Consider the following 13,000-nt stretch of genomic DNA (forward strand, 5'->3'; position numbering starts at 1 on the left):
ATCCAAGATACTGGTTATCGAATACAAACTTACTCGAACTGTGTGATTGCCCTGCACCGTTCTTTGTCGAAGGTGCTTGGCACCTTCCATAACTTGAGTTGATCTAAGAGACAATGAGCTATTCAAGCAGTTTGACAGATAAAGAGTGGGAAATTATTGAACCCCTCCTACCTAAGAAAAAAAGAACCAAACCCCCAACATGGAGCAAGAGGGAAATTTTAGATGGGGTTCTCTATCAACTCAAAAATGGTTGTAATTGGTGTGATTTGCCAAAAGATCTACCTCCCTATTCGACTGTATTTTGGCATTACAAACAGTGGCGAGAACAAGGAATAATTGAGAAAATACGAGATATTCTGCATGGACAACTGCGGCAGAAGGTTAAAAAAAACCATTATGGACAACCTTAATAATTATTGACTCACAGGCGGTAAAGAACACTTGTAATGCTAGTAAAGAATCGTCTGGTTTTTGTTTTTACAAATCAACAAACGGCATCAAAAGGCACTTAGCCGTAGATACTTTGGGATTTCCTTTTTTTACTCACTGCACCAAAGCATCGATTTCCGATGACCGGGGCTTAATTGAAATGCTCTCAGATAATATTGATTATTTCCAATCTAAACCTGTCAATATTCCCAAAATTACTATCCTTCTTGACAACGGATATCATCCTGAAAAATTGGCAGAAGAGTTGAAAAAAGTTTATCCCCAGATAATGACCAAGATTAGATTTAATCTATCAGCCAAACCAGACAAAACCCAAAAAGAAAAAGAAGGAAAAACAGGTTTTGTTCCAGTCAAAGCAAGGTGGGTTATTGAAAGAAGCAATTCTTGGATGGAGAGATGTAAAAGTTTGGTCAAGAACTTTGAAAAAACTCTTGAGAATTCTACCACCAAAATTAATCTTTGTTTTGTCCGACTGATGCTCAAAAGACTGGCAAATGGCTAGATAGATCCCAAATGGGTTCTATATTGCGGTCATCCTGCCTTTGACAGGCTAAATAGGTCGCGATTCAATTAACTGCAAAATAAACCCATTAATATCGCCTTAACCTCAAACAGCTACTTTATGTTTCTGATTTATCGCAGTTAATATACCGTCAGAGACTTTGAGCGTACCGACTCGACATCCTTGGGTAACGTCTAGTTGGGGATTGAGCTTTTCACGCCGCATATTACGAAGCCAATGAATAGCATGACCACAAGCGTGATCTGCTAGTAAGGGGTTAGCTCGATCAAAAGCAAACTTTTTCAGGTAACCTTTGTCAATGCCATTATCGCTGATTTTCCTTAATGACAAGGGTTTCCCTATCTCTACTGGATAAAAACCAATACGCATACCGCAAGGTGAGCCGTACCAAGTACTGTAAAGATATCCAATGCTGATTAAGCTTCCTTCCTGTTGGGTGAAAACGTAGTACTCCCCGTCTTTTAAAACCTCAGAAGAAAACTCAGCCTTTGATTTATCGAGCAGTGTGGTGGTTGTCAACACGATTTCCTGGTTAAGAAGTTGGTGTAATTAGGTTTACCAAAGCCAGACAGAGTAGCCCAGACAGAGTGACCAGAGACACAATCTAAATAGTTTGTGCGCTGGTATATTCCCCTAGTTATTGCTAAAGAGGGAAGGATAATAAAGGCCTGGGCAGTTATCACCAGGACATATCGGCAAACAGTCTGGTTTAGTCTGATTTGATCTAGCGGAGTTGCTTAGCAACCCCAAGAGCACCCTGAAAATCGCTTAACTAGATCAAGCATTACTCAGTCAAAGGCAAAGACCAGTAGGGAAACAGACATAATTTATTTGTGGTTGCCCGACTGTGTCTTTGAGTAGTTTTATGAAGTTTTGTGTTTGTTCACCCCATCCAAGATACTGCCCAATACGAACATTTTACATAAAAATTTTCTTAAGAAAATACCTAATCATATAAATTTTTGGTAAAGAAGCGGTTAAATAGAATACTCTTCGGTTATGAGCGACACCGGAAGAAAATTTTTGCCCTAGATTACTAATCTGACATAGCAATAAGCGATCAGCCATCCCCCAGAAGTGTTGCAAATACTTGAATTGATTAAACTTCTTCAGTTGCAAGTGTTTTTAGAGGGCTACTTATGGCAGTAGACATCAGTCTCAGGTTAAGGTGGAGTCGCAAATCAAAGCTAGCGATGATGAGGAAACCTGCTGCCCAATCAAGCAGAACAATCTACCGTTCTTCCAAGAAGAGTACTCAAACAATCGTAACGATTATTTACCTTTTTGTATTCCTCCCCATCAGTGTTGGAGTAATTTTCCTCATCAGTAAGGGAGAAAATTTGACAATTGGCGGTGTTCCAGTTTTCATCGTCTTAGATTTTTTACAAGATGAAACAGCGAGAACTGCTTACTTTGAAGGAGATGCGAAGAAACTGCACAATCGCCTGGAAAAGATGGGCGTCGAAGAAGAAATTAAAGACTTCTACCGCCCAGAAATCCCTGACGAGGTTGAGCTAGATCAATATATTCACCAACTCCTTTACGAGCGGACTGGCTATGTCGGTGAAGCCTACCAAGTTAACTCAAAAGGGATTTTGGTTTTAAAAAAAAACAGATGAACAGACTACAGAGTCGGGTTTTTAAGGTCATAATCTCGGAAGCTCTCGACAACTGATTAGTCATTGATAGTTTTATTGAAGTATTCCTATCAAAACATTAAGCATTCATGGTGAAATTTTCTGGGTAAGCTTGCTTGGTTGTCCATAAATAAATCCATTACCGCCTGTGCCGAGGAAAACCCGTCCAAAGACATTCATATCTCCTACCAAAACACGAGATTCTCCATAATATCTATCGGGATAGTCGGTTACTCTAACCCAAGTAGCACCTAAGTCGATGGAGCGAAAAACTCCTGAGTTACCCTCTACTTTGCCCTGAATAAAAATAGTGGGATTACTTGTACCAGCAGCGGCTTTGCCAAATCCCAGAACTTGAGCTTCCTCAACCATCGCCACTTTAACAAAGTCCTGTCCAAAGTTGCTAGAGCGATACAAACCCTGTTCTTTAAGACTAACCCAAACCTCACCTGCCATACCCGGTGCGCTCTTGAGATTAGCTCCGTTCCATATCCTGGAAGGCAATGTATTGTTAGCAACTTTCCAGGTTTCTCCACCATCCCTGGTGCATAGCAGCAGTCCCTTTTCCTGGTGATATAGATAAAACGTGCCACCTTGTACAGAGTCAGCAGCTAAAGCTTGCTGGCGATTCCAGAGGTGGCTATGGATGTTAGAGCCAATTTCCTGCTGTTCAAAAAAACTAATTTTTTGCCAAGTGGCTCCCCTGTCTTTTGTGAAATATGGCGGTTTACTATTGCTAGGTTGCCAGACAATATTTTTAGTGTTTGTGGCAGATACGGCAACATTGCCAAAAACTAAGTCATCAGGATGGGTTTTCTTCTTAATTGAAGGAAAGTTCTGCCACGTTCTAGCATTATCTGTGGAAAATCCTGCACGCCTTACCCAAGGTTCGTGATGGCTGGCTCCGACTGAAACCACGAAGTTGGGGTTTTTGCTACTATAAGCAATGCTAGTTGTTGTATTAAAAACCTCATTCTCGTGGCTTTTTTTGGGAAAAGAAGACAGGGATTCGTGGCGAAACCCATCAAAATCAGCAATGGCAGTAATCAAACTTGCTCCATCTGGAGTGCTGATGGCATCAAAGGTGACGGTTTCTTCTATACCGTTCACGGCTGCTGACCATTTAACCTGATTGTCATAGCCATTTTCTGTTTGCCAAACACCAATACCGTTAGTCAGCCAAACTTGTCCTGGATGAAATGGAGATACGGCGATACCTCCAGAAAGACTCCAAAAGCTCCAGGAGGGCCACCAGGGAAGTTTATCCAAACGGTTTTTTAAACTTACCCAGTTGGCACCTCCATTATCGGAACGATAGACACCGTTAGGGGTCATAGGATAAGTAACAACAAAGATGGTGTCTGGTTTGTTAGGATCAACCGCCACGGCGGAGTAATTTTTACCCTGTTCTGGAGTGATATTTTGCCAACTGTCCCGTGCAAATTTCCAGACACCACCGCGAGAGTCATCTTGTTGCCGATAAAAGGTGGTGATTAATTCTCCATTTTTCGTGAGTGCACCCTGTTGAGGAACCAAGTCTGTAGAAGGACCACCACTTAAGAGTTGCCAGGTAGTACCTGCGTCAGTAGTGCGGTAAATACCCTTACCAGATACACCAGCGTAAATCACCTTCGTCTTGCCATCAACAGTACCCAATGAGGGGTCAAATACAGCATAAGTTACCCCTGCTCGTCGGTCGGTTTCTGGGTGAGGCTCACCGAGGGGAACCATTGACGGACTTACCTGATTCCAAGAGGCACCGCTGTCCTCACTGTGCCACAATCCATCTAAGCGAGAGCCAAAATAGACAACACTAGTATTATTGGGGTCTACGGCAAGGCGTTCTCCCGTCCAACGCCAGGGTTCATTACCCCCCATCGGAAGTTTGAGGTTGAGAACTTGCCAGGTATTGCCACGATCTGAGGATTTGAGTAGTGTTCCAGGGGTTACGCCTTTTTCATCAGTTTTGGTATAAGCTCCTGTAGCGGCGTAGAGAATGTTGGGGTTACTGGGTGCGATCGCTACGCTTTCAATGTTGATTGGTGTCTGATGAGGTACATTATCTGCTCTTAGCAACTGCTTCCAGGTTTGGTTAGCTGGGTTCCAGCGAAACACACCACCTACATCGGTGCGAGCATACACGATATCAGGAACGGTAGGATGAATAACTAAACCTGTAACAAAGCCACCTGCCCCAATTTTGACATCACTCCACTCGTATAGTTCACCATTAGGTGTGGTAAACAAACTTTTTTCGGTTGGTAGTGTAGATAGACTGCTGTTTATTGGTATGGCAAATAGACTATTTCGACTTCTTGCATAAACTGTTAAGAAAAGGGCAAGTAGTGCCAACAGCAGATAGAGCAAGATATCTTTTTTCAGATTTTTTCTAATAAATTTCATTCCTGTGAAACTTGCTCATCTGTTGTTTACAATTTGACCTATATCCACCCTTTACTCTGTGAAGTTTAACATAAGACAATTTCCTTTAATTTTTTAGCTTACGATCATCTAACAAATATTCGCCCCTTGTTCTTTTATTTTCAAAAACAAAATTAACTTCTCTAACAGATAATCTTAATTGAAGAAGAAGAGTGTATACAAAAAGTGCAATGCCCAGCATCTCGCAAAATTCTTCAATATGAGTTCCACCAATATAAACTAGGCTTTCTATTCCAAAATTATCTAAAAGTGAACCTCCTATCATTTCCATAGCTAAAGCGCCGAATACAAAAAGACCTCCAGAGACAAGTAATAGTCTTTTGGTACGAAAAGGAAAAGACAAGAAAAACTTGAAGTATGCAATTGTGAAAAAGAAGATAAAAATCACACCGGCAACAACCCAGGTATAGTTAAATATTGCCTGGTCTCGTATTCCTAGGATCCTTAATATTTCAGACAAAAATGGGACATTTGTCAGTTCTTCATGAAGTTGAACAGCTTCATCCCATGCAAACAATAGAAATAAGCAGGACAAACTTAGCCATTGAACGGTATAACGAGCTTTATTGGAAAAATTAATAAAAGCGATTGCTGCTAACAAAACAGAACAAAATAGTAAGGAAATTGACGAATACAAAGCTGGAATATTTCTTTCGCCATCAACATCAAACAACTTAGCCAATATATATACTAAAGGAGTTTGACTTACTATTTTTAGAGTGATCTGGGTTGTTATGCTAATCAAGGAGATACTAACAACAAAAATCACCATAAAACGATATATTCTTTTTGGAGAAACGAAAAAAGTTAGATTCATATGAACTTGTATACTCCATTTATTAGATTTAAATTTATTGGTTTTAGCCTAAAGTTAACCTAAAGTTAACTTGTTAATCTAAGATTAACCTTTGTCTTGTTTAGCGTCAAGTTTTTTTGATGGATTTTTTTATAAAAAAAATCTACTAGTAATGGCTTTACTAATAGAAAATCAATAGTATATTTAGTTAAATTACATTTTTGCAAATATCTAGAATAGTTGTTTGTTTCTACTCGTTTTAACGCGGCTGAAGAAAGCAAAGCAGTCGTCAGAGTAAATTTTCTGTTCCTACATCTAGAAAGTCGTGTGATGGTTCATTAAAAAAGCACTTAAGCAAAAAAACGATGCACCCAAGAATTAACCTTTTTCATGGGTTTATCAAGCTAGTATTTCTTGACTAAAGCTGAATAGTTCTAATAATTAATTAGAATGCCATTAATCAAGTTGGAAAAATCATTAACATATAGCTAAGATATCTTGTTAAGCGCCCTTACCACCATAGCCTAGGCCACTACCTAAATGTAGCTGTCGATTAGCTTTTAATAAAATTAGTAAATCCACAAAAAATGCTGTGACAGCCAAAGGAATTAGGAACAAGACTTTTTGTGGAGGTTTATGCCGTAGGTTTTTAAATCTTCGGAACAGTAACTCTGGAGGAATTAACCACCAGCCTTTTTTTGACACCATTGTCTGAATAATTTGAGAAACCCAGAGGGGATCTTGGTCATTCTTTTCCTTGATCAGTAAAGTAACATCTTGTGTCTCATTGCAGCCTGCTCGCAAGTAGTCGTAGACAAACGAGTTGATGATGTTGGAGACTACCAACCATTGCTCGTGGCGTAGTAGGTGATTGAGATTGGTATAAGCCTCAAAAATGTGGGAGGCAGATTTAGCAAGAACTACCCGCTCAAAAACGTCCGGGGAAGTTAAACAATCTGTGACAACCATTGTGTAGAGGAAGCTATCATCAGCAGACAAACCAGAAGGTAAGTAGATCCGGCGTAAGACACTGGCACGGCCACAGTATAGTTGACCACAAATCCAAGCTGCACCACCACTTCCAGATAACCCCGAGACTGAAACTGAGAGCTTTTCTATAAGGTTCTTTTTTTCTTTGAGTGCTACATCCTTGACTGGTTTGTCTACGGAGATCCAGGCATCAGGTGTAGACTCCAGAGTATCGATCATGGAACGGAGGGTATCGGGGTCAAGAAACTTAATATCCGCATCCATCAGAAATAGGTAGTCAGCGGTAGTGTCCGAGAACTGATGAACGTAAAGATTCCAAGCATTGGGTTTTCCTGGCTGTTCTACCTCACAAACTTGCCAGCGAACATTTGAATTTGCCGACTCGGTAACTAACTCCTTGAGTGTAAGACTGGCAAAAGCAGCAGTGTCGTCGGTACAACCATTAGGCACGACTACAATCTCAATGACTATGTTAGGGTCAGGCTTTTGGAAAAGGCTTTGCTGTAATAGTGACCGTAATGCTGAGCCAATTGAGGAGGACTCATTGTAAGCGAGTATACCAATACTGATCTTAAGTTGCAAATTCTTATTCATCTACGTCAATAGAAATTAAGGAGGGAGAACAATCGCAAGGCTCTTTGATCGGCAACTGATTCCGATAACGGATAAAATCTTGAGAGCCTTTGTAGCTAATAATTTTGGCAGGAATACCTACAGCAACAGCGTTATTTGGCAAATCTTTTGTAACCACAGCATTAGCTCCAATGGCTACATCATTACCGATAGTAATCGGCCCAAATATCTTTGCGCCGGGTCCCACAAAAACTCGATCACCTAGTTGGGGAGTACCCTGTTTTTCTCCTCGTCCACCCACGCCAATGGTTACCTGGTGACCTAAGTTACAGTATTCACCTATTTGGGAATCAATATGAAGGATAATTCCAGTCGCATGAGGCATATAAAGTCCTTTACCAATTTTGGCTCTATTAGGAAACTCACTTCCAGTAAGAATTTCAATTAGCTTTCGCCAAATAGCACAAAATACTTTTAATACTTGCCGAATTATCGGTAGATGGACTTGGGTATTTACCCAATAACTAAATCTATATTGAGCCATAATCCATAATCCCTGAGTGAATAGGAATGTGAATAGCCAAGGGTAATTATCCAGGAAGACATATCGGTCAATATCGACTTGAAGGTCTTTTAACATTTTTCTTTTTACTTAAAAGTTATCAAGGATTGTTGTTATATTGTAATAACTCCTTGTACTGTATAAGAGCTTTTTTTAGTGAAAACTCATTTGCTCGTTGTTTGAGAAGTTCTTCATTTTGACTATCCTCAAGCGTTGTAGCAATAGCTTTTGCCATATCCTCACTATCTCCCACAGCTACTAATCTTCCGTACTGACCATTTGCTAAAATCTCTGCTGGACCGCTTTCACAATCTGTAGAAACAACTGGAGTTCCCGCCGCCATAGCTTCTACTAAAACATTGCCAAAGCCCTCCCAAGATGAAGAAAGAACTAGTAATGCGGCTTGCTTCATGTAAGCATAGGGGTTGCCTACAAATCCAGGAAAAACTACATCTTCTGCTATCTCCAATTTTTGTACTAGAGATTCTAGATGATAACGTTCACTTCCTTCTCCTAAAATCATTAATCGGACGGGATAGTGTTGCCTTACTTTGGCAAAGGCACGGAGTAAAGTAGCAAAATTTTTTTGTTTTTCTAAACGTCCCACACCCAAAATTACGGGGGGCTGATCAGGTAAAAACCAGGGGTGATCAAGGGATTCTCGAAGTTTTTCATTCAACTCTGGTGTAACGATAGGATTGTAGATAACTTTGATCTTTTCTGAGGGCAAACCAATATCTATCAAGTTATCGGCTACACCCTGAGAGACTGCCACAACCCAATCAGCCCAAGGATAAAACCACTTAACGAATTGAGGTGTAAATTTTCGCTTTAGCTGAGTGGCGTTTTGCGCCTCACGGGAGAGATTATTGTGTACAGTCACCATCACTTTGGTAGAGACACCAGCTAGTTGTCTAGCCCAAAGAGCTACCATGTTCGTATCTTCTAAAGCTGAGATTAAGACTGCTGGCTGCTCTTTTTTTAAATAGTCTGCTAAGTCAGGAATGCTCTTTAGTAGTCGGGGACTTTCTAGTTTTATGACTCGCACTTTTGCAGGAATTTGAGACAGATATGCCCCTTCTGCTTTTACTAAAACTAAATCTACTTTTAGCCCCTGCTCCGCAAAACCACGGGCTAAATTGAGCATTACTATCTCGGCTCCACCACCTAAAAGATCCATCATGAAAATAGCTATGTCAGTGGTGGAATTTGACATTTTTGATGAAAAATCAGGATTTGATTTTATAGTTAAGTTCATAGCAAGCTAATAATAAGATTGGTTGTATTGCTTATACTTCTTGGATTTTAAATACACGAAATTTCTTTCATAACTTTTTTGTCAGGGTACTAACATGAAAAGCCGATAAAAAAAGTAGACCATTGTGCTTTAACCATGTCCAGTAATTTTGATATATTCAGAGTGTTCTTCAGTTTCTTCATCCTGATCAGATTCCCTTGACTTAATGCGCTTTAGAGAAAGAGATACAGCTACCAGCAAAGTCCAGAAAAGAGAATTGTGCTCAATTATTGTATTTTCACTGTGGTTGTACATAAAAAAGAAGGTCACATAACAGATTGGCCATAGCTCAATAGCCGTTTTACTTGAGCGCAACCAAGCTATTGAGCGTATATAAGTTATGGCAATAGTTAGTAAAAAAAGTGCCAGCCCTACCAAACCTAAATCAAGACTTATATTGACGAAACCGTTATGAGCATGGGGCGGCTTATACCCTTCTGCTTTCCAAATAACCTCAGCTCCCCCTCCTTCTTGCCAAAATCCTTGATAGCCGTAACCTAACCAGGGGCGTTCCGCAATCTTCTCAATAGCCAATTCCCACAGATCAGTGCGGCCACTCAGAGTTGGATCTCTTCCTAGGCCTAGGAGTAAGTTTTCCCAGTTACCAATAAGCAAAACCGCTATACTTCCCGTCACCAGAATTACAGCTATGATTAGAGGAATGACTATCGTGTCTCTGTATCGCAGAGATTTGTACAGAGGTAGAACAAGTACAATTATTATAAATAGTAGTAGAGCCGTTTTGGAGCCTGTCAGCAGAATTAGAGCAACTGAGAGGAGCAAGCCACCCCAGAGAGGGTAACGAGGTCTAGGACTGTCCAGAGTAAGTAGCAAGAAAACTATTGCACCAAGAACAACAAGACGAGCTAGGATATTTTTCTGCACAAATGGTCCACGCCAAGCTCCTTCATTTGCCCCAGCTTCTATGGCAGCTCCTGAGAACGCTAGGCTAAATAATAGCGACAGCACAGCAACAATCCCCAAAGCCCATGCCAGCATCTGTAGCTGTTGTTTTAAACTAAAGCGGGAAGACATGTACAAGCCAAAGTAAGTTGTTTGTAATGTGGTGATACCCTTCTTTAGTGACCAATCGGGAAAATCAGACCAAAGGAATGAGATCAAAGCAGTTCCTGCTAAAATCCAAACAAGTTGATCTCTTAAGGCAGTACGAGTAGAGCTTTTCCAACGGGCGATAATTAGGAAGAATGCCACTGCGTAAATTCCATACTGCAACAGCGACATTAGAGGATCTAAAGGATTGTGTGCAGAAAGTCCATCAGATTTGGGGTCTGGGTCAGAATATAAACTCTGGAAACGCCACAGTCCTGTCAAAAAAGTCAAGGAAAAAATTGTAAACTTCTTTTCTAGAAAGTTTAATAGTGGATTCATGGTTTTAGAAGGTAGTAAAAAGCCCTCACATAAATCTCAAACATTTCTAAAAATGTTGTTGATGACAGGTAATTTTTGACAAGTTTCTGGCATTCAGATTCAATACCTCCATTGCGCCAGTAGATGCTCATTCCTGCTGCGAAGATATTGTTAGTAAAAGTAGATAAGCTAGGAAAATTAGCTTTCATCCAATAAGCAGTTAAAACTTGTATTTTTGCCCTGAGTTTCTGTTTGTCATTTCTCAGGGTATAAGCATTACTATCGTGTATCCTTTGTAGCGCCAAAGCCTCTAATTTTATATAACCTTGATTTATACCCAAAGCAGTATATTTGATGTAATCATCGCTGGTGATTTTAATAATCTCCGGCATTGGTAAAATTAACTGTAGAAGCGAACGCTTCAAGCAAACACCAGAAGTGGCAGTACCAGCTAACGGCAGTTTTCCGTTTAATTTACCTCGCTGGATATCTGATCTAATATCGTATTTTCCTGATACGCCATTATACGTTTCTGGAACAAATTTTTGAGAATTATTACCGACAAATTCTAGAGCATGAAAGCACCAGCCTGCATCTTGATTCTCGGCAAATATATTAACAATATCTGTAACTTTTCCGGGCTTAAAAATATCATCGGAGTCCAAAAAACAGATAATCTCTCCCTTACTAGCAGCAAAGCCTGCATTAAAAGCAGAAGCCTGCCCACCGTTTTGTTTTAAGATTGGTACGATTTTATCTCCATAAGTTTTGATAATTTTTCGAGAGTCATCCGTAGAACCATCGTCAACTACAATCACTTCGATGTTAGAATAAGTTTGGTTTAGAGCACTATCAATAGCTTCTGGGAGAAAACGAGCGTAATTATAGTTGTTAATTAAAATACTAACTAAAGGATTACTATTCATACTATATTTCCTGTATTTACTTACTTATTGTTATTTAGTTTGCAAGTAATTACAAATACTAACTAACAGAATCTTCGAGAGAACATATTTATTGTGAGTATTTTTGTCAACGCATCTTTATTTGAGTAAATACATTGAGAGCCATCGCTTTAGTCATTACCATACCGAACTTACGAGCCTGGGGATATAAAAAGCACATAACATAATCGGCGCATCCATAAGAGATGACTGTTGCTATTGCTGCACCAGCCTCTCGGTAAATAGGTATCAGCCATAAATTTAATGAAATATTGATCGCGGCTCCAACAAAGCTAGAAACTAAAGCATATCCAGCCAACTCTTCTGTGGCTATCCATACTTCTTTTACATAACCCAAGAAGACGAATACAGATGACCATATATGAATTGACAATACTACTCCTGCTGCTGAATATTCAGGGCCAAATACTAAGGTAATTAGATGAGTAGAAAAAAAGGTTATAGGGATAGCTATAACATAAACCATCAATACCAATAAATTGGATACTTGTTGAATTTTTTCGTAGTAGAGTTCTTCACTAACTTTCTTAGCTTCAATAATCGAAGATGCCACTGATCTGACAACAGCCGTTGCCATAAATGGCCAAACTTCCGATAGTCGCACTGCTACTGAATAAACACCAACCGCATTATCATCAGCCAACTGTCCCAGCATTACTTGGTCAATCCGTAAATAAACCACAATCGCTAAATTAGAAAATATTAGCGGCCAGCTTACCTTCATCAGACTTTTTGCTCGAAGCCACTTACCATGCCAAGCCTGAATTTTTTGCCCACTCCTTTGATAGACAATTACTAAACCAATGACCGTCAAAGCACTTTCCACTAAAAATGCCCAAGCAAAAGTAACTAGGGGAGCTTGACTCCGCAGTAAGGCAATTCTCACCAGCGTCATAATAATAAAAGCTGTATTCTTTGCCAAAACTGCGTATTTTGACTGAATCTGTGACTGAAACCAAAAATCTATGACATCAAACTCCTGGAAAATTAAGCTGGCTGCAACGATTACGACTAAAACACGACTTAGTGGGTCGTCAGGACGCAGCAAAAAAATACTTGCAGTAGCCAACAAAAAAGCGCCGACCCCGCTACTTAGCCTGAGGAAAAAAGCAGTACCAAGAATTTCATCCTTGCTAGATAATTCACTAACAGAGTCCCGCACCACAATATGGTTTAAACCTAATTGGGCAAAAGTTGTAAAAATTGAAACGAAGGCGATTGCGTAGTTTAGTACACCAAATTGCTCTGCTCCCAGATAACGGGCCATCCAAGCAAGCACAAAAAAGCCGACAATCATGCGTAGAATGCGCTCAGCTAATAACCAGCTAATATTGCCGAGAATTTTACGCAAGTTAGGACTAGTATTTTGAAGTACTGCTTTTAATTTATTTAACATA

General features: G+C 39.9%; 12 protein-coding genes. 3 read left to right on the forward strand and 9 right to left on the reverse strand.

Annotated elements, in window-relative coordinates:
- Positions 1 to 113: 113 nt before the first annotated feature.
- Both ACT7WV_RS11775 and ACT7WV_RS11780 read left to right on the forward strand, forming a co-directional pair.
- Positions 114 to 410 carry a transposase gene (locus ACT7WV_RS11775; RefSeq protein WP_445101253.1) on the forward strand — a complete coding sequence of 99 codons (297 nt, stop codon included), beginning with the start codon at positions 114 to 116 and terminating at the stop codon, positions 408 to 410.
- A gap of 2 nt (positions 411 to 412) precedes the next feature.
- Positions 413 to 952, forward strand: a complete 540-nt coding sequence (locus ACT7WV_RS11780; RefSeq protein ID WP_463424206.1) for a transposase — start codon at positions 413 to 415, stop codon at positions 950 to 952.
- Between the two features lie 105 nt (positions 953 to 1,057).
- Here the strand turns inward: ACT7WV_RS11780 and ACT7WV_RS11785 are convergent, their stop codons facing one another.
- Positions 1,058 to 1,495, reverse strand: a complete 438-nt coding sequence (locus ACT7WV_RS11785) for a hypothetical protein (RefSeq protein ID WP_445103074.1) — start codon at positions 1,493 to 1,495, stop codon at positions 1,058 to 1,060.
- A 617-nt stretch (positions 1,496 to 2,112) separates the two neighbouring features.
- On the opposite strand from ACT7WV_RS11785, the gene ACT7WV_RS11790 reads away from it, so the two are divergent.
- A complete protein-coding gene (locus ACT7WV_RS11790; protein WP_445103075.1) occupies positions 2,113 to 2,592 on the forward strand; it encodes a hypothetical protein in 480 nt (159 codons plus the stop codon).
- A 105-nt stretch (positions 2,593 to 2,697) separates the two neighbouring features.
- Here ACT7WV_RS11790 and ACT7WV_RS11795 read toward each other — a convergent pair whose 3' ends face one another.
- From ACT7WV_RS11795 to ACT7WV_RS11830, 8 genes are all read right to left on the reverse strand, one after another.
- Positions 2,698 to 5,013 (reverse strand): WD40/YVTN/BNR-like repeat-containing protein, encoded by a 2,316-nt coding sequence (locus ACT7WV_RS11795; protein WP_445103076.1) that lies wholly within the window; start codon positions 5,011 to 5,013, stop codon positions 2,698 to 2,700.
- 85 nt (positions 5,014 to 5,098) lie between these two features.
- Positions 5,099 to 5,824 (reverse strand): hypothetical protein, encoded by a 726-nt coding sequence (locus ACT7WV_RS11800; protein WP_445103077.1) that lies wholly within the window; start codon positions 5,822 to 5,824, stop codon positions 5,099 to 5,101.
- Positions 5,825 to 6,349: 525 nt separating this feature from the next.
- Entirely contained in the window at positions 6,350 to 7,432 is a 1,083-nt protein-coding gene (locus ACT7WV_RS11805) for a glycosyltransferase family 2 protein (protein ID WP_445103078.1), read from the reverse strand.
- A complete protein-coding gene (locus tag ACT7WV_RS11810; protein ID WP_445103079.1) occupies positions 7,425 to 8,051 on the reverse strand; it encodes a serine O-acetyltransferase in 627 nt (208 codons plus the stop codon). Before ACT7WV_RS11810 ends, ACT7WV_RS11805 begins: the two co-directional genes overlap by 8 nt.
- 22 nt (positions 8,052 to 8,073) lie before the next feature.
- A complete protein-coding gene (locus ACT7WV_RS11815) occupies positions 8,074 to 9,156 on the reverse strand; it encodes a glycosyltransferase (protein WP_445103080.1) in 1,083 nt (360 codons plus the stop codon).
- Positions 9,157 to 9,360: 204 nt separating this feature from the next.
- Positions 9,361 to 10,659 carry an O-antigen ligase family protein gene (locus ACT7WV_RS11820; RefSeq protein ID WP_445103081.1) on the reverse strand — a complete coding sequence of 433 codons (1,299 nt, stop codon included), beginning with the start codon at positions 10,657 to 10,659 and terminating at the stop codon, positions 9,361 to 9,363.
- Positions 10,656 to 11,564 (reverse strand): glycosyltransferase family 2 protein, encoded by a 909-nt coding sequence (locus ACT7WV_RS11825; RefSeq protein ID WP_445103082.1) that lies wholly within the window; start codon positions 11,562 to 11,564, stop codon positions 10,656 to 10,658. The genes ACT7WV_RS11820 and ACT7WV_RS11825 overlap by 4 nt, the downstream gene beginning before the upstream one ends.
- Positions 11,565 to 11,670: 106 nt before the next feature.
- Entirely contained in the window at positions 11,671 to 12,999 is a 1,329-nt protein-coding gene (locus ACT7WV_RS11830) for a flippase (RefSeq protein ID WP_445103083.1), read from the reverse strand.
- Position 13,000 lies beyond the last annotated feature (1 nt).

Source organism: Symploca atlantica LB2515 (genome assembly GCF_052546295.1).